The organism is Xanthomonas sp. WHRI 7945 (genome assembly GCF_035026585.1).
The window spans coordinates 1-20438 of sequence record NZ_JAYIQP010000003.1 but is presented as its reverse complement, the minus strand read 5'-3'; the positions used below and the strand labels follow the sequence as shown (position 1 = coordinate 20438).

At 67.9% G+C, this 20438-nt stretch carries 15 protein-coding genes; 8 read left to right on the top strand and 7 right to left on the bottom strand.

The genetic code is table 11. From position 1 onward, the window contains the following. From VDQ83_RS03265 to VDQ83_RS03250, 4 genes are all read right to left on the bottom strand, one after another. Positions 1 to 2484, bottom strand: a complete 2484-nt coding sequence (locus VDQ83_RS03265; protein ID WP_455433843.1) for a family 20 glycosylhydrolase — start codon at positions 2482 to 2484, stop codon at positions 1 to 3. A gap of 39 nt (positions 2485 to 2523) precedes the next feature. Then, entirely contained in the window at positions 2524 to 3579 is a 1056-nt protein-coding gene (locus VDQ83_RS03260) for a glycosyl hydrolase family 18 protein (protein WP_455433842.1), read from the bottom strand. A 14-nt stretch (positions 3580 to 3593) separates the two neighbouring features. Continuing rightward, positions 3594 to 5288: an alpha-L-fucosidase gene (locus tag VDQ83_RS03255; protein WP_309917880.1), complete on the bottom strand. Its 1695-nt coding sequence runs from the start codon at positions 5286 to 5288 to the stop codon at positions 3594 to 3596. 196 nt (positions 5289 to 5484) lie between these two features. Then, positions 5485 to 8103 (bottom strand): TonB-dependent receptor, encoded by a 2619-nt coding sequence (locus VDQ83_RS03250; RefSeq protein WP_455433841.1) that lies wholly within the window; start codon positions 8101 to 8103, stop codon positions 5485 to 5487. An 876-nt stretch (positions 8104 to 8979) separates the two neighbouring features. On the opposite strand from VDQ83_RS03250, the gene VDQ83_RS03245 reads away from it, so the two are divergent. After that, positions 8980 to 9999 (top strand): glucokinase family protein, encoded by a 1020-nt coding sequence (locus tag VDQ83_RS03245; RefSeq protein WP_455433840.1) that lies wholly within the window; start codon positions 8980 to 8982, stop codon positions 9997 to 9999. A gap of 279 nt (positions 10000 to 10278) precedes the next feature. Here VDQ83_RS03245 and VDQ83_RS03240 read toward each other — a convergent pair whose 3' ends face one another. The 3 genes from VDQ83_RS03240 to bioA form a co-directional block, all read right to left on the bottom strand. After that, positions 10279 to 12897: a TonB-dependent receptor gene (locus tag VDQ83_RS03240; RefSeq protein WP_455433839.1), complete on the bottom strand. Its 2619-nt coding sequence runs from the start codon at positions 12895 to 12897 to the stop codon at positions 10279 to 10281. Positions 12898 to 13386: 489 nt separating this feature from the next. Next, positions 13387 to 14118 carry a 16S rRNA (uracil(1498)-N(3))-methyltransferase gene (locus VDQ83_RS03235; protein ID WP_455433838.1) on the bottom strand — a complete coding sequence of 244 codons (732 nt, stop codon included), beginning with the start codon at positions 14116 to 14118 and terminating at the stop codon, positions 13387 to 13389. Continuing rightward, positions 14109 to 15500, bottom strand: coding sequence for an adenosylmethionine--8-amino-7-oxononanoate transaminase (gene bioA, locus VDQ83_RS03230; protein ID WP_309917895.1), 1392 nt, complete (start codon positions 15498 to 15500; stop codon positions 14109 to 14111). The genes VDQ83_RS03235 and bioA overlap by 10 nt, the downstream gene beginning before the upstream one ends. A gap of 74 nt (positions 15501 to 15574) precedes the next feature. Between bioA and nudE the strand changes: the two genes are divergently transcribed. From nudE to VDQ83_RS03195, 7 genes are all read left to right on the top strand, one after another. After that, positions 15575 to 16129: an ADP compounds hydrolase NudE gene (nudE, locus tag VDQ83_RS03225; protein ID WP_263395321.1), complete on the top strand. Its 555-nt coding sequence runs from the start codon at positions 15575 to 15577 to the stop codon at positions 16127 to 16129. Continuing rightward, the gene (gene cysQ, locus VDQ83_RS03220; protein ID WP_263395320.1) at positions 16126 to 16926 is read left to right on the top strand and encodes a 3'(2'),5'-bisphosphate nucleotidase CysQ; all 801 of its coding nucleotides are present in this window, start codon (positions 16126 to 16128) and stop codon (positions 16924 to 16926) included. The genes nudE and cysQ overlap by 4 nt, the downstream gene beginning before the upstream one ends. Before the next feature lie 281 nt (positions 16927 to 17207). Then, positions 17208 to 17987 (top strand): nucleoside triphosphate pyrophosphohydrolase, encoded by a 780-nt coding sequence (mazG, locus tag VDQ83_RS03215; protein WP_455434002.1) that lies wholly within the window; start codon positions 17208 to 17210, stop codon positions 17985 to 17987. Then, positions 17984 to 18307 carry a YnfA family protein gene (locus VDQ83_RS03210; protein WP_455433837.1) on the top strand — a complete coding sequence of 108 codons (324 nt, stop codon included), beginning with the start codon at positions 17984 to 17986 and terminating at the stop codon, positions 18305 to 18307. The genes mazG and VDQ83_RS03210 overlap by 4 nt, the downstream gene beginning before the upstream one ends. 246 nt (positions 18308 to 18553) lie before the next feature. Then, entirely contained in the window at positions 18554 to 18856 is a 303-nt protein-coding gene (locus tag VDQ83_RS03205) for an Mpo1-like protein (protein WP_455433836.1), read from the top strand. Positions 18857 to 18922: 66 nt separating this feature from the next. Then, positions 18923 to 19891, top strand: a complete 969-nt coding sequence (locus tag VDQ83_RS03200; RefSeq protein ID WP_263395317.1) for an SPFH domain-containing protein — start codon at positions 18923 to 18925, stop codon at positions 19889 to 19891. A 3-nt stretch (positions 19892 to 19894) separates the two neighbouring features. Then, the gene (locus VDQ83_RS03195) at positions 19895 to 20326 is read left to right on the top strand and encodes an NfeD family protein (RefSeq protein WP_455433835.1); all 432 of its coding nucleotides are present in this window, start codon (positions 19895 to 19897) and stop codon (positions 20324 to 20326) included. Positions 20327 to 20438: the final 112 nt, after the last annotated feature.

Below are 20438 nucleotides of genomic sequence, written 5' to 3'. Positions count from 1 at the left end.
TCAGCGCGTGGCGGCGGGGGGCGCCTGCGCGGTGGTTTCGATCAGGTGCACGGCACCGATGGCGTAGTACGGGCCGTCGATGCGTGCGGTGGAGCGCAGGCACAGGTCGTGCGTGCCGCTCTGTTTCGGCAGCGGCGCTTCCAGCGAGAACTGCTCGCCGAGCGCCTTGCCGCCCGGCAGCGGGATCCGCGCCAGCAGCTTGCCCTTGCAGTCGCCCAGGCGCACTTCCAGTTCGCCGTGCGCGGTCTTGGCCGGGTAGCGCTTGACCTTGACCTGGTCGTGCGCCAGCCCGTAGTTGCGCGCCAGCCGCGCCGCATCGATGCGGATGCTGCCGATGCCCTCCAGGCGTGCGTCGGCATAGCGCCAGCAGCTGCTGAACAGGTCGATGTTGAACACCGGCGCGTCCTTGCCCGGCAGGTCCGGCAGCAGCGGCACGCGCAGGCCCAGGCTGCCGTCGGCGCAGGAACTCAGGCCCTGGGTGTCGCGGCTGAGCAGGCCGGGGCGGTCGAGGATGCGGGTGCGCGGGGCGGCCAGCAGGCTGCCGTCGTCGGCGAAGGTGGCCACGCGCACGGTGGCCGGCAACGCGACCTCGAACGGCGCGGTGTAGCGCGGCGAATCGGCCTTGGGCTCGCTGCCGTCGGTGGTGTAGCGGAAGCTGCCGAACTTGGCCTGGTTGCCGAGTGCGATGCTGGCCTTGCCGCTGTCCAGCGCGGCGTTGTCGCCGCCCTGGATGACGATGTCCGGCGCGAACGCGCCGTCGCCGTAGTCGATGCCGAGCGCGCGGTAGCGGTTGAGCTGCGCCGGCAGGCGCTGCAGGAAGCCGTCCCAGCTGCGCACCGCCATCGGCGACCACGCCGCCTCGGCCAGCGCGCTCAGGCGCGGGAACAGCGCGTGGTCGATGTGCCAGGCCGAGGGGATGTATTCGGCCCACAGCGCAGCCTGCGCGCCGAGCACGTGCTTGGCTTCCTCGGCGCTGAGTGCGGCCGGCACCGGATCGAACTCATAGACCTTCTGCAGCGGCAGCACCGCCAGGCGGCCGTTGGGCTCGTCGCTGCGCGCGCTCTGCAGGTTGTCCAGGTACAGCCAGCCGGCCGGCACCAGCACCACGTCGTGGCCCTGCTTGGCCGCGGTCACCGCGCCGTCGACGCCGCGCCAGGACATCACCGACGCGCTCGCCGGCAAGCCGCCTTCCAGGATCTCGTCCCAGCCGATCAGGCGCCGGTCGTGCTTGGTCAGGTAATCGGACAGCTGCTGGTTGAACCAGCCCTGCATCGCGTGCGCATCCTTGACCCCGAGCTTGCGCATCTGCGCGCGCACCGCCGGCGACCGCTCCCACTGGTCCTTGACCGCCTCGTCGCCGCCGATGTGGATGTATTGCGAGGGGAACAGCGCCAGCACTTCGTCGAGCACGCCCTGGATGAAGGTCATGCTCTTTTCGTCGGTGTCGAACAGGTAGGGATTGACGCCCCAGTCGACCGACACCTTCGGCCGCTGCCGGGTCACGCCGACCAGTTCCGGATACGCCGCCACCGCCGCCTGCGCATGCCCGGGCATGTCCAGTTCCGGCACGATGGTGATGTGCCGCGCGGCGGCGTAGGCCACCAGGTCGCGGATCTGGTCCTGGGTGTAGAAGCCGCCGTAGCGGTCCGGCACGCCCTGCGTGCCGGCGCCGGGCGGGGTGCGCCAGGCGCCGATCTCGGTGAGCTTGGGATAGCGCTTGATCTCGATGCGCCAGCCCTGGTCGTCGGTCAGGTGCAGGTGCAGCACGTTGAGCTTGTGCTCGGCCATCGCGTCGATGACGTGCTTGACCGTGTCCGGGCCGTGGAAATGGCGGGCCACGTCGAGCAGCAGGCCGCGCCAGCCGAAGCGCGGCCAGTCGCGGATCTTGACCTCCGGCACGTCCACCTCGCCCTTGCCGGCGTCGGGGGTGAGCAGCTGCCAGGCGCTCATCGCGCCGTAGAACAGGCCGCGCTCGTCGCGCGCCTGGATCAGCATGGTGTTGCCGTCCACGTCCAGCGCATAGCCTTCCGGCGCATCCACCCCGGTGTTGGGGTTCATCTGCAGGCGGATGCTGCCGTTGGGCGGAATGGTCTCGGCGCGCACTTCCAGCGCCAGGCCGCGGGTGCTTTCCAGCAGCGCGGCCAGTTGCCGGGCCACGCGCATCGCCGCTTCGTCGTCGGTCGGCACCGACAGCGTGCTGCCGGTGCCGATGGTCAGCGTGGCGTCGCCGCGCTTGACCTGCGCCGGCGCCGGGGTCAGCGGCAGCGGCGCGCTGTTGGCCGGCTTTGGCGCTGCGGGGGCCGGCGCCGCGGCCGGCTTGGCCGTGTCCGCGGTGGCGGGGGCCTCGCGGCCGCAGCCGCTCAGGACGGCAGTGAGTGCGAACAGGGCAAGCCCCAGCCACGTGGTGCGAAAGGCCGTCGCGGCGCCTGCCGGGGCGGTCGTCGGGCGATGTGGCGTGCGCGGGGGTGCACTTGCTGCAGTCATGCGGTCTATCTCGTGCCTGGGGGCCTCTATCGTAGTGGATCAGCGCGAGGCGGTCGGCAGCTCGTCCCACACCTTCGGGTCTTCGGCGCCGAGCACCCAGCAGCTGAAGCCTTCCAGGCCGTACTGCTTGACCATGTCATAGCGCGCCTTGAAGCTGCGCGCGTCCGGACGGAACACCCACTCGCGCATGTCGTCGCGGTAGAAGTAGAACCACGATTCCTGCTCCACCGGATCCCACTGCACGGTGGCGTTCTGCTCGATCGCCAGCGGGAAGGATTCGTCGGCGTCGATGTAGGTCGCCGAGATGTTCGACGCTTCGGTGCCGTCTTCCTTCACCGGGTTGCCGGTGTACCAGCGGTAGCCGTAGGTGGCGATGCCCAGCGACAGCTTCTCCTTCGGCACCTGGGTCAGCGCGTAGTCCAGGTGCTTCTTCATCCACACCATGCCGTCGACCGGGCCGGGCGTGGTCCAGCGGGTGTGCTGGTCGTAGGTCATGATGCTGACAAGATCCACCGCCTGGCCCAGCGCCTTCAGGTCGTAGGCGCCGCGCCAGTATTCCCACATCCACTTGGAGAACTGGCCGCCCTCGCCATAACCCGGCGCGTTCGGCACCACCGCCACCGACATCTTGAAGCCGGCCTTGTGCAGCGCATCGGCGGTCTGCTTGACCATCAGCGTGTAGGCGTCGCGGTCGGTCCAGGCGATGTTCTCGAAATCGAACTGGAAGCCGTAGTAGCCGTGCTTTTTGCCGTGGATCAGCAGCGAGGCGATCATGCGCTTCTTCGCCTCTTCGTCGTGCATCAGCTTGTGGAAGCCGTCGCGGCCGGTGGTCATCGACAGGATCGGCATCACCCGCAGCTTCTTCTGCTTGGCGATGTCGTAGATGTACGCGTTGGGGGTGCCGTTGACCAGGCCGTTCTGGTCCACGCCGTACCAGGTCGGCACCACCACGTCGATCTTGTCGACGTTGGCCAGGAACGAATTGGTCGATTTTTGCGTGCTCATCAGATAGAACAGCGCGGTCGGGTTCTTGGCCATGGCCGGCGTGCAGACCATGGCCAGGGCAAGCAGCAGCCCTGCGAATCGCTTCATCATCGGGGGGATATCCGTCAGCGGGTGGAGGTGGGGGAGGGCAGGTCGATGCGGAACACGTAGGCGTGTTCGCCGGCCGGCTTGGCCGGCAGGGTCAGGTGCAGGCCGTCGGCGCGCTGTACAAACGGCACCTTCTTGCCGGTGGCCAGCAGGGTCACGCCGCGCACGCCGTCGGCGGGGGTGAGCGAGCGGATCACTGCCTTGCCGCCGGCCGGCCAGCCCAGCTCGATCGCGTACAGCGCGCCGTGGCCGGTGGTGAAGCGGAAGTCCTCGGCGGTGTAGGGCTTGGTCTTGGTGTCCTGGAAGGTGCCGCCGACCACTTCGGTCGGGCCTTCGCCGTAGGTGCGCCACGGCTGGCTGTCGTAGATCGCCTCGCCGTTGGTCTTCAGCCACTTGCCGATCGACAGCAGGATGTCGCGCTCGGTGTCGGGAATCGAGCCGTCGGCGCGCGGGCCGATGTTGAGCATCAGGTTGCCGTTCTTGCTGACCACGTCCACCAGCATGTGCACGATGAAGGTCGGGGTCTTGTAGGTGTCGTTTTCGACATAGCCCCACGAGGCGTTGCTGACCGAGGTGTCGGTCTGCCAGTGGGTGGGGTGGATGCCGGTGAGCTGGCCGCGCTCGATGTCCAGCGTGCCGGCGCCTTCCGGGAACGCGCCCAGCTTGTAGTTCACCACTACTCCGTCGCCGTGCGCGGCGCCGTGGTTGTAGTAGTACGCCAGCATGGTCGGCAAGGTGCTGCGGAAGGTCGGGTGGGCGATCCACCAGTCGAAATAGATCAGTTCCGGGTCGTAGCGGTCGACCAGCTCGGTGGTGCGCGCCAGCCAGTCGTCCAGCCATGCCTGCGACACCGGCGTCCAGTCGTTGGCGACGTCGGCGTCGTCCTTGCCGCGCAGGCGGATCTGCGCCGGGCCGTACAGGCCGGCGTAGCGCGGATCGTTGACGTCGGATTCGAACGTGCGGCCGCCGTCGAAGAACCAGTTGTGCTCGGCGCGGTGCGAGGACAGGCCGAAATGCAGGCCTTCGGCGCGGATCGCCTTGGACAGTTCGCCGATCACGTCGCGCTTGGGGCCCATCTTGGTCGCGGTCCACTCCGACAGCTGCGAGTCGTACATCGCGAAGCCGTCGTGATGCTCGGCCACCGGCACCACGTAGCGGGCGCCGGCATCGCGGAACAGCCTGGCCCAGCCCTGCGGGTCGAACTTGGGCGCGGTGAACAGCGGGATCAGGTCCTTGTAACCGAACGTGGACTGCGGACCGTATTTCTCGCGGTGGTGCGCGTAGTCCTTGCTGTCCTTGGCGTCGGGTTGGTACATGTTGCGCGAGTACCACTCGTTGCCGAACGCCGGCACCGAGAACACGCCCCAGTGGATGAAGATGCCGAACTTGGCGTTGTCGTACCAGCCGGGCGAACGGTAGTTCTTCAGCGACGTCCAGTCCGGGCGGAACGGCCCCTTGCGCGCGCCGGCAGCGGCTTCGCGGACCAGGCGCGCGCGCTCGGGCGCGTACTTGGCGGTGGCCTGCAGCCACTGCTGGTCGATCTGTTCGGGACTGAGCGTGGTGGCGGTGGGCGCGGTCGGCGACGGCGCATCCGCGGCGCAGGCGGGCACGGCCGCCAGCGCGAGAATCAGGGAGAGGGTACTGGCCAGAGTCTTGCGTACAGCTCCGGCGTGGCGGGATCGGTCCGCGCGTGGGCGGGTCTCGGACGTCATGGAACTGCACTCCTGGGTCGAAGTCGGTACCGGCGCATGGACGCCGGCTCCGGGGATTGCAGGAGAGCGAATCTGCCGCGCCCGGATCATGGGACGCGTTACGCGCGGCTGCGCTCCTGCATGTAGCGGTGTAGCGTTACGTCGGACAAAAAAAGGGCGCGCCACCGTGGAGGGTCGGTGGCGCGCCAGTCCTACATCAGAACTTGAAGTTCAGCTGCGCCTGGTAGCCGCGGCCGTTCTTGTACATGCCGATCGGCGCGTACTTGACCTCGTTGTACCAGTAGTACGTAGAGTCGAGCAGGTTGGTGGCGCTGACGCTGACGCTCATCCAGTCGTTGATCTCGTACGAGGCGGTCAGGTCCAGCTGCTTGTACTCGTCGGTGAACACGTTCGAGTCCAGGCGGCCGATCTGGGTGAAGTACTTGGAGCGGTAGCTGTAGTTCACCCGCACCATCCACGGACCGTTTTCCCAGTAGGGGATCACGTTGTAGGTGTTGCGCGACAGGTACGGCAGGTTCAGGCCGTCCTGCGAGCTGGACTCGGCATAGGTGTAGTTCGCCTGCAGGCCGAAGCCGTAGCCGAACGCCTGCTGGTAGTTCAGCGACGCACCCTTGACCTTGGCGCCGGTGGCGTTGACCGGGCGGGTCACGCTGTACGGCTGGTTGACGATGCCGTTGGTCGGGTCGCTGAGGATCTCGGTGGTCGTGGTGCTGACGATGTAGGAGCCGATGTCGCGGTAGAACAGTTCCGCCGACAGCATGCTGGACGGAGCGAAGTACCACTCGGCGGCCAGATCGTAGTTGGTCGACTCGTACGGCTTCAGGTCCGGGTTGCCGCCGCTGGCGGTCAGGTCGCCGCTGGTGCTGTTGAGCGAGAACGAACCGGCCAGGTCGCCGTAACGCGGACGCGCGATCACCTTCGCGGCCGAGAAGCGCAGCACCTTGGTGTCGTCCAGGTCGTAGGCGATGTTGAAGCTCGGCAGCGGCTTCTTGTATTCGTTGCTGACCTGCTGGAACGCATACGTCGTGCCGCCATCGCTGGTCTGGTAATACTGCGACTTGTCCTTGGTGTCGGCATAGCGCAGGCCCACGTTGCCGCGGAACTTGCCGGCCTCGAAGTTCATCTGCGCGTACAGGTCGCTGGTGATTTCCTTGACGTCGTAGATCTGGCCGAACTTGGGCGTCAGCGCCGCCTGCGGCAGCCCCTTCAGGTAGTCCAGCACCGAGTTGAGGTTGGCGGTCGGCCAGGTGACCAGGTCGCCGCTTGCGCCCAGGCCGTCGTACAGGCCGCCCGGCGTGGTGCCCGGGTTGAAGCCGGTCAGCAGCACGTCCTGGTTGGCGAAGATCGCATTGCCGCGCGAGTTCTGGCCGTTGTTGTGGTTGATGTACTTGTAGCCCACCAGCACCTTGTTGAACGGGCCCCATTCCAGATCGCGGGCCGCATCGAACTGGAAGTACTTCTCCTTGTCCTCGGTGGTGGTGTACTCGACGCCGCCGGCCTGCTGGCCGGACGCCAGGCCCCAGTTGGAGGCGCTGTTGTTGTCGTAGGTGACGCCGGTGTGCGAGCCGTCGTAGTTGAAGTTGTAGCCGCCATCCTGCAGCAGGAACTTCATCAGGTATTCCGGATTCTTGCCGCCGGTCGCCTTGGTGGTGCCGACCTGGGTGGTGAACACCCAGTTGTCGCCGTACCAGTCGTGGCGCAGGTTCACGCTCTTGGTGGTGACTTCGCTCTCGCGATAGTTGGTGTCGAGCTGGGCGTAGGGCTGGCCGGCGGCGCCGTCGGTGACGGTGCCGGAGGTGATGTAGCCGTTCTGGACGTTGGCGCTGGTGACCTTCTGCAGATCGCTGTTGCACGCCGGACAGACGTAACGCGATTCGCTGAAGTTGTTGTACTTGCCCTTGATGTAGATGCCGGTCAGGTTGAACTCGTTCTGCTCGTTCGGCTTCCACTGCAGCGCGCCCTGCAGGCCGTTGCGCTCGCGGGTCTGCTGGAAGTAGGCGCTGTTGATGCCGGCCGGAATCTTGGCAGTAGCAACGTTACCTCCGTCGCCCGAAATGGCGGCAGTGGCGGGGATACCGGCGCCGGTGGTGTAGCCGAAGAACTCGATGCCGGCGCGCGCGATGTCCTGCTTGTCGTGGGTGGCGGAGATCAACGCGCCGAAGGTCTCGTCGTCGTTCTTCCAGCTCCACAGCGCCGAGCCGCGCGGATTGCCCTCTTCCGAACGGTCGTTGTAGTTGTAGCCGACCGAGCCGCGGATGGTGTTCTTCGGCAGGTCCAGCGGCTTGCGGGTATGCACGATCACGGTGCCGCCGATCGAGCCTTCGTCGATGCGCGCCTCGGGGGTCTTGTAGACCTCCATCAGGCCGATGATTTCCGGCGACAGCAGGGTGTAGTTGAAGGTGCGGCCGCTGGTGTCGGACGGGTTGCCGCCCCAGTCGCCGGAGGCGATGGTCTGGCCGTTGAGCAGCACGCGGTTCAGCGCCGGGTCGGTGCCGTTGATGCTGACCTTCTCGCCTTCGCCGAACTGGCGGTCCACGCTGATGCCGGGCAGGTGCGCCAGCGACTCGGCGGCATTGGTGTCCGGGAACTTGCCGATGTCCTCGGCGCTGATCGCGTCGACGATGGAGTTGGCCGAGCGCTTGACCGCCTGGCTCTTCTCCAGCGAGGCGCGGTAGCCGGTGACGGTGATCGTGTCCAGTTCCTGGACGTTCTTCGATTCCGCGCCGGAAGCGGGTGCTTCCTGCGCCATTGCGTTACCGGACAGGTACAGCGCGGCCATGATGCTGATGGCTAACGTGGTGGTGCGGCTATTCATTGGCTAAACCTCTGGGTTAGTACATGGGCATGAGGTGCCAACCGATGTTCCGGCGTGCTGGCCGCTGCCCGGCCTGTTGACTGCGCGGCACCTTGCGGTGGCTGCGCGTATCGCGTTTCGGTGCGCGTCGTCCGGTCGTTGACGCGGAAGTAGCCGGCCGGCGGCACCGCGGCGCCGGTCCTTCCTTTGTGTCCTGGTGCAAAACCAAATACAGCAAACAGTGCATGTCCCGATATTTCGTGCTCGCCGGGACGGCCTGGCGGGCAGTGGCGCAAGCGATCCGCTTTCCATTGCGGGCGCGCGCCGTAGGACGGCTTCGGTACGCGCTTGCCATGACGCTGGAACTGCAGTCGGTGCTGGTTCCAGGCCCTGAACGTGCCATGTCGCGAAGCTGTAAAAATTTGTGTGATCCGAGTCTGTAATAGCGCTGACAGCGTTGTCAACACATGCTTCACAGAATTTTGACAAATCTCGGTGCGATTGCGGCCAAGCGCGGCGCAATAGCTTGGAAGTGGTCGCTGCCGCTGAACGTAGGTATTTGTCTACGAAGGAAATTATGACGCGGGCAGAATTGCGGGGTTCATTTGCTGACACATCTGCAATGACGCGCTAATTGTGGTCGTCAGCACACTTTCCATGTAAATTTGTGCATTGCGGCGAGCTTTTTGCGACAACTGTTTACTGGTGCACAGCCCTGAATGGCATGGTTGTGACCCATTCGAGCAGGACGACGAAGACGCCACGATGCCGTGGTGAAGGAATGAGGAAGAGCGAGACTGGACGAATTCATCTTGACAACGTTGTCAAGGTGGTCTGAAACTCGATCGGTCAACAGGCCCATCGGCGTGCGCCCAGTCGGGCGCAACGGGAGAATACGTGTCTGCAAGCAGTTCACCAGTGGTAGCGGCCGCGTCGCGCGCCGAACCTTTCATTGCCGCCGACGTCGGCGGCACGCATGTCCGCATCGGCCTGGTGGCGCGCGGGGATGCGACTGATGCCGCGCCGGTCAAGGTGCTGGACTATCGCAAGTACCGCTGTGCCGACTACCCGGGGCTGACCGAGATCATCGGCGAGTTCCTGTCCGGCGTGAGCGGCCCGGCGCCGACCCGTGGCGTGATCGCCAGCGCCGGTTACGCGCTGGAGGACGGCAGGGTGATCACCACTAATTTACCGTGGAGCCTGTCGCCGCCGGAGATCCGCGAGCGGCTGGGCCTGCAGGCGCTGCACCTGGTCAACGATTTCGAGGCGGTGGCGTACGCGGCCTCGTCGATGGATGCCAGCGAAGTGCTGCACCTGACCGGCCCGCGCAAGGCGCAGCGCGGACCGGCGCTGGTGATCGGTCCGGGCACCGGGCTTGGCGCGGCGGTGTGGATTCCGGCCAACGGCGGCGCCGTCGTGCTGGCCACCGAAGCCGGCCATGCCGCCTTGCCGGTCGGCAGCGAACTGGAAATGGCCATGGCGCAGCGGCTGCTGCGCACGCGCAGCTACGTGCCGGTCGAACACCTGCTGTCCGGCCCTGGCCTGCTCAATCTCTATAAGGTGTTGTGCGAGTTGCGCGATGCCGCGCCGGCGCACGCCACGCCCAGCGAGGTCACCGCGGCGGCGTTGGCCGGGCACGATCCGCTGGCGCGCGAGGCGCTGTCGGCGTTCTGCGGCCTGCTCGGCAGCGTGGTCGGCGACATGGCGCTGCTGTACGGCATCCAGAGCGGAATCTACCTGGCCGGCGGCTTCCTGCCGCAGATCGGCGAGTTCCTGGCCGCCAGCGATTTCGTCGCGCGCTACTTGAACAAGGGTGCGATGCGTCCGGCGCTGGAGCAGATCCCGGTGAAGCTGGTCGAGCATGGCCAGCTCGGAGTGATCGGCGCGGCGAACTGGTTCCTGCAGCAGCAGCGATAGCGCGTTCGCGACGCGGGTGTTTTCGTGGGTGCCGCAACACCGTCGCGGCGTCGGCAAGGCCCGTCGCGACTGAAGTCGCTCCCACAGGTCGCCGTGTCGGCGGAGTAGAGCTAGGCGATCCGTCGCGACAGGTTCCCTTTCCGTCGCGACGGGCTTTTGCCTGCGTAGTAGCGTTTATCGGATCGCAATCACTTCCGCAGCGACGCCTTGCGAGCCCTTGGCGGCGGCGCCGTGCCTGTGATGCGGCGGCGGCCTGCGCGGCCGCCGCCGTTGCCGCGGCTACAGGGTGAAGTGCACGCTGAGCATGTAGCCGCGCCCGTTCTTGTACAGATAGTAGGGTTGGCTCTCCTGGCCGACGTAGCTGTAGTAGGTCTCGTCGAGCAGGTTGCTGCCTTCCAGCTGCAGCTTGACCTTGTCGGTGATCGCATAGGACACCGACGCATCGAGCTGGGTGAAGGCGTCGGTCATCTGGTTCGCGCCCAGGCGCCCGATCTGGGTGAAGTAGGCCGAGCGCCAGCCCAGGGTCAGCCGTGCCTCCCACGGCCCCTTCTCGAAGTAGGGGCTGAGGTTGTAGCTGTTCTTTGAGTTGTAGGGCAGGTTGTAGTCGCCCTGGGTGTCGGCCTTGGAGTAGGTGTAGTTCGCCGCCACGCCGAAGCCGCCGCCCAATTCCTGCTGGTAGCTCAGCGATACGCCCTTGACCTTGGCCGCGCCGGAGTTCTGCGGCAGGGTCACCTCGTAGATGTCCTCGCGGTCGTAGGTGTTGTTGTGCAGCGGCCGCTGCACCAGGGTCTGCAGGATGTAGTTGGAGATGTCGCGGTAGAACAGTTCGCCGGCCAACACGCTGTTGGGCGCGAAATACCATTCCAGCGATGCGCCGTAGTTGGTGGAGCGGTACGGATCCAGCGCCGGATTGCCGCTGCTGGCGGTGAGCTTGTTGTCGTCGGCGTTGACGTAGGGCGTCAGGTCGGCATAGCGCGGGCGGGCGATCACCTTGGCCGCGGCAACGCGCAGGATCAGCGCGTCGGACAGGTCGTAGGCGAAGTTCAGCGACGGCAGCCACTCGCCGTAGGACTTGTTGTAGCGCACCGGCGCATAGGCGCTGCCGTCGTACTGGTAGCCGCCGATCGCGTCGCGGGTGTTGACGTAGCGCACGCCGATGTTGCCGCGGTAGTTGTAGCCGGAGAAATCCGCCTGCAGGTAGGCGGCGCGGTTGCGTTCGACAACGTCGAAGGTGCTGCCGTAGCTCGGCGCGAGGGTATCGCTGCCGGGCAGGCCGCTGACGTAGTCGATCAGCGCGCCCGGGCTCTGCCGCGGCCAATGGCGCATGTCGTCGCTGACCGACAGGCCGTCCAGGTAGCCGCCGGGCGTGTCGCCGCCGTAGACCGCGCCCAACGTCGTGTTCGGATCGGCCGGGAAGCTGTCGTAGTACATGTCCTGCGCGGTGCTGTGGCGGGTGGCCTTGACCCCGAGCCGCAGCTTGGTGATTGGCCCCCAGGCCACGTCGTGGTCGAAGTCCAACTGCGCGTAGCGCTCCTTGTCCAGGTTCGGATAGCGGTTCACGGTGGCGCCGATCACCGACATCGTATCCAGCGCCGACGGCGGCACGGCGTAGTCCACGCCGACCCTGCGGTGATCGATGGCGTAGTCGTAGCCGCCGTTGCCGCGGAAGGTGAGGCCGTAGATGCGGTCGGCGCCGCCGGCCGAGCGGGTCGCGCCGACTTGGCCGGAGACGTTCCAGCCGTCGCCGTGCCAGTCGCCGCGCAAGGTGTTGCTGCTGGTCTTGACCGTGGTGTTGCGCACGTAGGAATCGAGGATGGTCTCGGCGTTGCCGCCGTAGGCGCCGGAGGTGGCGACGCCGTCGACCACGTCCAGCGCGGTGGCGTTGGCCGGGACGAAGTTGGCGTAGCGGCTCTGGTTGACGTTGTCGAACGTCTCCTCCACGTACAGGCCGGTGTAGGTCAGTTCGAACGCGTCGTTGGGCTTCCACTGCAGCGATCCGGTGACCCCGTCGCGCTTGCGTGTCTGGGTGAACAGCGCGCTGTTGATCGCGGTGGGGTAGACGCCCTGCTTGCCGGCGGCGACCGCGTCGGGAAACCCGGCGCCCTGAATGTCGCTGTAGCCGAAGATCTCCACGCCGTCGCGGCGCAGCGAGCGCTCCGAATGCATCACCGAGCCGAGCACGCCGAGCGTGCCGGCATCGTTCTTCCAGTTGTACAGCAGCGAGGCGTTGGGCTTGCCGTCCTCGGAGCGGTCGTTGTAGCCGTAGCTGACGCTGCCGGTCAGCAGGTTCTTGTCCAGCTCCAGCGGCTTGCGCGTGTGCAGGATCACGGTGCCGCCGAGGCTGCCTTCGTCGATGCTGGGCTGCGGGCTCTTGTACACCTCGGCGCTGCCGATCACTTCCGGCGCCAGCAGCGAATAGTTGAACGAGCGGCTGTCCGGATTGTTCGGATCGCCGCCCCAACTGGTGGAGGCGATGCTCTGGCCGTTGAGCAGGACCCGGTTCAAGGCCGGGTCGGTGCCCAGGATCGAGACCTTCTCGCCTTCGCCGAACTGGCGGTCGACGCTGACGCCGGGCAGGTGCGACAGCGATTCGGCGACGTTGGCGGCGGGAAACTTGCCCACGTCCTCGGCCGAGATCGCATCGACGATCGCATCGGCGTTGCGCTTGATGTTGAGCGATTTCTGCAGGCTGGCGCGGTAGCCGGTGACCTTGACCGCATCCAGTTCCTGCACCGCTGGCGAGGCCTGGGCGTTGTCCGTGGCGGCCGCACCGTCGGTCGTGGGCGGCGCTGCGGCGTCGCGCGGTTGTTCGGGAAGTTGCTGGGCGAAGGCGCTGGCGGGCGTTGCCAGGACGCCGGCGACGGCGAAGGCCAGGGGAGCGAGGCGGATGCGGTTCAAGTGGGCGGTCTCCGAAAGTGGCACAGGGCACGAAAGGCCCGCCGGCGTGGCGGCGGGCAAGCGACGCCATCGGCCCGGATGCGGCGCGATGAGCGAATCAAAAAGGGCGGTAGTGCGCGCATGCCGCCGAGCGGCGGATGCGGGGTGTGGAATGCGGCGGCGCTGCATGCCGGCAAGCGTGCGCGATGCATGGGCGCGCTGGTTGCGGAGATCGCGCGTCGTGTTGCGTGCGGACGTCGTTCGGACAGGCGGCCGCACGCCGACGATGTTGCGTCGCGTGGTTTTGATCGATCCAAACCGGAGGTATCCGTGTTGGCTCAGGAGCGCCGACTGTGTCGCGCTTGTCCTTCGTTGTCAACGCGTGTGCGGCTGGCGATTTCCTTCAAAAACCACTGTTTTTCAGGGCAATGCGCCGGCACGAGGCGCTCTGCGGCGCCGTTGGGGGCGGTCTCTTCCGTAGCCGATGTCTACGCGATTGTGTGCATCAGTTCACAGGTCGCCACCATGCGCCTGCAGTGCCGCGATCGCGGCCAGGCCCGCGGTCTCGGTGCGCAGGATGCGCGGCCCCAGGCGCAGGCCGGCGAAGCCGGCGGCCTGCAGGGTGGCGCGGTCGCGTGGCGACCAGCCGCCTTCCGGACCGATCGCGATCGTTGCGGCATCGCCGACGATCTCCAGCGTACGCAGCCGGTGCTCGCCCTGCGGATCGAGCGTGAGCTTGAGTTGCGTGGCGGCGACGGCGCGCGCGGCATCGGCCAGCGCCAGCGGCGCGGCCAGGTCGGGGACGCGCGCACGACCGGACTGCTCGCAGGCCGCGACCACGACGCTGCGCCAGTGCGCCACGCGCTTGTCCACGCGCGCGGCATCCAGCTTCACTTCGGTGCGCTCGGCCCACACCGGCACGATCGCGGCCACGCCCAGCTCGGTCGCCTTCTGCAGGATCAGGTCCATCTTCTCGCCGCGCGCCACGCCCTGCAGCAGGGTGATCGCCAACGGCGATTCGTTGTCCGCCGGCCGCGCCGCGCCGATCCGCGCGCTGGCACCGCGCTTGCCGACCTGCAGCAGTTCGGCGTCGTAGTCGCAGCCGTCGCCGTTGAACAGCACGCAGCGGTCGCCCTCGCGCAGCCGCAGCACGCGCAGCAGGTGCCCGGCGACGTCCTCGGGGAGGATCAGGTCGTCGCCGGCGCGCAGCGGCACATCGACATGGCAGCGGGTCAGGCGCATGCGACGGCCTCGTCGATCGCGGCCAGGGTGGTCTCGGCCAGCAGCGCCAACTGCTCGTTGTCCACGCAGTACGGCGGCATCCAGTACAGCACGTCGCCGAGCGGGCGCAGCACCACGCCGCGCTGCAGGGCGGCGCGGTACGCGCACAGGCCGACCCGCGCACCGGCCGCGAACGGCGTGCGCTTGTCGCCGTCGCGGCTCAGTTCGAACGCGACCACCATCCCGGCCTGGCGCACGTCGGCCACGTGCGGATGGTCGTTGAACGGCGCCGACAGCGCGCGCATGGTCTCGGCGGTGCCGCGGTTGCGCACGATCACGTCGTCCTGCTGGAAGATCCGCAGGCACGCCAGCGCGGCGGCGCAGGCCAGCGGATTGCCGGTGTAGCTGTGCGAATGCAGGAAGGCGCGCTCGCGGCTGTCGTCGAGGAAGGCGTCATATAAGTGTTGCGTGGCCAGCACCGCCGACAGCGGCAGGAAGCCGCCGGTCAGCCCCTTGGACAGGCACAGCAGGTCCGGCATCACCCCGGCCTGCTCGCAGGCGAACAGGGTGCCGGTGCGGCCGAAGCCGGTGGCGATCTCGTCGGCGATCAGGAACGCGCCGTTGGCGTCGCACAGTTCGCGGGCGCGGCGCAGATAGGCGGGGTCGTGCATGCGCATGCCGCCGGCGCACTGCAGGCGCGGCTCCAGGATCACCGCGCAGATCTCGCCCGGATGGCGGTCGAACAGGTCGGCCAGCGCATCGGCGGCGGCGTCGGCGCGCTCGCGCGCGGTCTGCCCGGGCGCGGCCAGGTAGGCGTCGGGCGAGGGCGCGAACAGCGCCTCGGCCAGCAGCGGCGCATACACCCGCCGGTACAGCGGGATGTCGCCGACCGCCAGCGCGCCGATGGTCTCGCCGTGGTAGCCGTTCTCCAGCGCGACGAAGCGGGTGCGCCGGGTCTCGCCGCGGTTGTGGAAATAGTGGAAGGCCATCTTCAGCGCCACTTCGACCCCGGCCGAGCCGTTGTCGGCATAGAACACCTTGGCCAGCGGCGCGCGCCCGTCCTGGCGCGGCGCCAGCGCCAGCAGCTGCTCGGCCAGTTCCACCGCCGGGGCGTGGCTGAAGCCGGCCAGCATCACCTGTTCCAACTGCGTGGCCTGCGCGGCGATGGCCGCGGCGATGCGCGGCTCGCTGTGGCCGAACAGATTGGTCCACCAGCTGCTCACCGCGTCCAGGTAGCGGTTGCCCTCGTGATCGATCAGCCAGGCGCCTTCGCCGCGCGCGATCGGCAGCAGCGGCAGGGTGTCCGGGTGCTCGCGCATCTGCGTGCAGGGATGCCACAGCACCGCCAGGTCGCGTTGCCGCCAGGTTGCGGCAGTCTGTGATGCGGTCAGGTCTGTTAGCATTTCGCGCTCATGAACAGGTTCTTCGCTCCGTGCATTCTATCGGCCGATGCCGCGCCGCGCCGCGGGGCGGCAGCGTGAGCCGTCCGTTGCCGATCATCCATGCGCTGCGCGAGCGCAGCGAGTCCGCCGCCGAGCGCAAGGTCGAGGAACTGGACCTGGAGTTCAGCAACGGCGAACGGCGCGTGTTCCACCGGCTCAAATCCCCCGGCCACGGCGCGGTGGTGGTGGTGCCGATGCTGGACGCGCAGACCGTGCTGCTGGTGCGCGAGTACGCCGCCGGCGTGCACCGCTACGAGCTGGGCCTGGTCAAAGGCCGTATCGATGCAGGCGAGACGCCGCTGCAGGCGGCCGACCGCGAACTCAAGGAAGAGGCCGGCTACGGCGCCCGGCAGCTGCAGGTGCTGCGCGCGATGACCCTGGCGCCGACCTACATGAGCCACCAATCGTGGCTGGTGCTGGCGCAAGACCTCTATCCCGAAAAACTGGCCGGCGACGAGCCGGAGGAACTTGAAGTGGTGCCTTGGAAACTGGCTGAGCTGGATCAACTGATGTTGCGTGAGGATTTTTCCGAAGGGCGTTCGCTGGCGGCGCTGTTCATCGCCCGCGAGTGGTTGGGTCGCGCCGGATGATCCGCATCACCGCAGACCTGCGCGAAACCGTCATCGCCATCGCCATCGACGCCGCCGCGGCGATCATGGCCGTCTACGCCACCGGCTTCGAGGTCGAGCACAAGGCCGACGCCAGCCCGCTGACCCAGGCCGACCTGGCCGCGCACCGGATCATCGTCGAAGGCCTGGAGCGGCTGACCCCGGACCTGCCGGTGCTGTCCGAGGAGTCGGCGCACATTCCGTGGGAGGTGCGCGAGCACTGGACCAGCTACTGGCTGGTGGACCCGCTCGACGGCACCCGCGAATTCGTCAAGCGCAACGGCGAGTTCAGCGTCAACATCGCGCTGATCCACCAGGGCGCACCGGTGTTCGGCGTGGTCCAGGCGCCGGTCGACGGCCGCGTCTGGCACGCGGTGCGCGGCGAGCAGGCGTACCGCCGCGAAGGCTTCCGCGACACCGCCCTGGCCACGCGGCGCCCGGCCAGCGCGCCGTTGCGGGTGGCGGCCAGCCGCTCGCACCGCGATCCGCGCACCGATGCGCTGCTGCTGCGCATGGGCGAGATCGAGACGGTCGCGCAGGGTTCGTCGCTGAAGTTCTGCCGCATCGCCGACGGCGAGCTGGACGTGTACCCGCGCTTCGGCCCGACCTCCGAATGGGACACCGCGGCCGGCCAGTGCGTGCTGCAGTCCGCCGGCGGCGCGCTGCTCGCCGCCGCCACCGGCAAGCCGTTCCGCTACAACCGCCGCGAATCGCTGCTCAACGGCGACTTCATGGCGCTGGGCGATCCGGCGCTGCCGTGGCGCAACTGGCTGGGCTGAGCGAGCGCTGCCGCCGCAGGCGGTCGCGGTACGGACGTCGCCGCTGCGGCTGGCGCGCGGCGACGCGCGCCAGCGGCCGGCAAACGTCATGACGAAGATGCGCGGACAACGGCGCCGGGCCTCGCGTGCGGCGAACGCCGCGCGCCGCCAGGTGCCGTGCCGCGTGGCGCCCGCCGTGCCGGCCGCTCTGCCAAACTAACCGCCTGGCGGCGCCGTGGCCGTCGCATCGGAACGACCCCGTGACCGCAGCCCGCTACGACCTTCCCGCCCTGCTCGAGATCATGGCGCGCCTGCGCGACCGCGAGCATGGCTGCCCCTGGGATCTGGAGCAGGATTTCGCCAGCATCGCCGCGTACACGATCGAAGAAGCGTACGAGGTGGCCGACGCGATCGACCGCAACGACCTGGGCGAACTGAAGGACGAACTCGGCGACCTGCTGCTGCAGGTGGTGTTCCATGCGCAGATGGCGCGCGAGCAGGGCGCCTTCGGCTTCGACGACGTGGTGACGGCGATCTGCGACAAGATGGTGCGCCGGCATCCGCACGTGTTTGGCGACAGCCAGATCGCCGACGCCGAGCAGCAGACGCTGAACTGGGAACAGATCAAGCGCGACGAGCGCGCCGCGGCCGGCAAGACCGACGGCTCGGCGCTGGCCGGGATCGCGCGCGGCCTGCCGGAATGGCAGCGCGCGGTGAAGCTGCAGGCGCGCGCGGCGCGGGTCGGCTTCGACTGGCCTGGCCCCGACCCGGTGCTGGACAAGCTGCAGGAAGAACTGGAGGAGGTGCGCGTGGAGTTCGCGCGCGGCGCGGTGCTGGACAACCAGGCGCGGCTGCAGGACGAGATCGGCGACCTGCTGTTCGTCTGCGCCAATCTGGCGCGCCACGCCCAGGTCGATGTCGGTGCTGCGCTGCGCCATGCCAACCAGAAATTCGAACGCCGCTTCCGCGCGATGGAACAGTTGGCGCAGCGCGACGGCGGCGCGCTGGACGGGCTGTCGCTGGAGCAGCAGGAAGCGTACTGGCAACGCGCCAAGTGCCAGGAACGCGACGCGGCGCAGTGAAGACGCTGCTGCTGTTCGTGCTGACCGCGCTGGCCGAGATCGTCGGCTGCTATCTGCCGTACCTGTGGCTGCGCGAGCAGCGCAGCGCGTGGCTGTTGCTGCCGGCGGCCGCCAGCCTGGCCGCGTTCGTCTGGCTGCTGAGCGTGCATCCGCAAGCCAGCGGCCGCGTCTATGCCGCCTACGGCGGCGTCTACATCGCAGTGGCGCTGCTGTGGCTGTGGACGGTGGAATCGATCCGGCCCACGCGCTGGGACCTGCTCGGCGCCGGCCTGTGCCTGCTCGGCATGGCGGTGATCATGTTCGCGCCGCGGCAGGGCTGACGCACGCGCAGCGCGCGGGATCGGCGCCTGCCGTGCGCCGCGATCTTCGGCGCGATGGCGGTGGGCTGTGGCGAGGCGGCGCTCCGTATTCGCTGGCGCGCTCGACGCTGCTGCGTGCGTGACCGTGCAGGAGGGGGTGCGCTGCCGGCGGTGGCCGGCCACGCCGGGCGCCGATACTCCCTTCTTTAATGTAGGCGCCAGCGCGGCGTATGCTGGCTGCCTGCGTTGCCTCGGGAGGGCCACCGCATGCGGCGTTTCGCCAGCTTCCGCGAGTTCTATCCGTTCTATTTGAGCGAGCACCGGCATCCGCTGTCGCGCCGGCTGCATTTCGTCGGCAGCGCCGCGGTACTGCTGGCGGTGCTGCTGGCGATCTGCACCGGGCAGCCGCGTTGGCTGTGGGCCGCGCCGCTGTGCGGCTACGGCTGCGCCTGGATCGGGCATTTCTTCTTCGAGAAGAACCGCCCGGCCACCTTCCGCCACCCGCTGTACTCGTTCGCCGGCGACTGGGTCATGTTCAAGGACATGCTGCTCGGGCGCATCCGCTGGTAGCCGGCGCCGTCCCGGGCGCTCGCTATACTCGCCGGATACACCCTTTCGGTTACATGGAGCAAATCGATGCCGTCCACCTATTTCCTCGCGCTGGTGATCCTGGTCGCAGGCGTGATCGTGCTGTTCAAGACCGTGCGCATGGTGCCGCAGGGCTTCCAGTGGACGGTGGAGCGCTTCGGCCGCTACACCCACACCTTGTCGCCGGGCCTGCATTTCCTGATCCCGGTGGTCTACGGCGTGGGCCGCAAGGTCAACATGATGGAGCAGGTGCTGGACGTGCCCAGCCAGGACGTGATCACCAAGGACAACGCGGTGGTGCGCGTGGACGGGGTGGTGTTCTTCCAGGTGCTGGACGCGGCCAAGGCCGCCTATGAAGTGTCGAACCTGGAGATCGCCACCATCGCGCTGGTGCAGACCAACATCCGCACCGTGATCGGCTCGATGGACCTGGACGAATCGCTGAGCCAGCGCGAGACCATCAACGCGCAGCTGCTCAGCGTGGTCGACCATGCGACCAACCCGTGGGGGATCAAGGTCACCCGCATCGAGATCCGCGACATCCAGCCGCCGCGCGACCTGATCGATTCGATGGCGCGGCAGATGAAGGCCGAGCGCGAGAAGCGCGCGCAGATCCTCGAAGCGGAGGGTTCGCGGCAGTCGGAGATCCTGCGCGCCGAGGGCGAGAAGCAGGCGGCGGTGCTGGAGGCCGAAGGCCGCAAGGAGGCTGCGTTCCGCGACGCCGAGGCGCGCGAGCGCCTGGCCGAGGCCGAAGCGCGCGCCACCACGATGGTGTCCAAGGCGATCGCCGAGGGCGACGTGCAGGCGATCAACTACTTCATCGCGCAGAAGTACGTGGAGGCGTTCAAGGAACTGGCCACCGCGCCGAACCAGAAGTTCGTGCTGATGCCGATGGAGTCCAGCGGCATCATCGGCTCGATCGCCGGCATCGGCGAACTGGCGCGCGAGGCGCTGAGCAAGCAGCAGTCCGCGCCGCCGGCGGTACCGCGCGGCATGCCGCCGCGCAGCGGAGTCTGAGCCATGCGCGCGGAGGTGGTGGCGTGGGGCGCGCTGACCTTGCTGCTGTTCGCGGCCGAAGCGCTGGCGCCGGGCGCGTTCATGCTGTGGATGGGCTTCGCCGCCGCGGCGGTGTTCGTCGCCGTGCTGGTCCTGCCGGATATCTCGCTGCTGCTGCAGATCGGCGCGTTCGTGGTGCTCAGCTTCGTCTCGATCCAGGTGTACCGCACCTGGTTCCGCGGCCGCGACCGGGCCAGCGACCGGCCGTTGCTCAACCGCCGCGCCGAGCAGCTGATCGGTCGCGTGGTGACCCTGGATCAGCCGATCCAGGCCGGCCGCGGCCGCGCCAAGGTCGACGACGCGTTCTGGGTGGTCGGCGGCCCCGACCTGCCGGCCGGCACCGCGGTACGCATCGTCGGGGTGGATGGGATGACGTTGTTGGTGCAGGCGGAATGAAGCTCGGGACTCGGGACTCGGGACTCGGGACTCGGGATTTTCGCAAGTTCGCCGCATTTGCGCGTTTCTGTAGGAGGGGCTTCAGCCCCGACGCGTTACCGGTAAGGCGTCG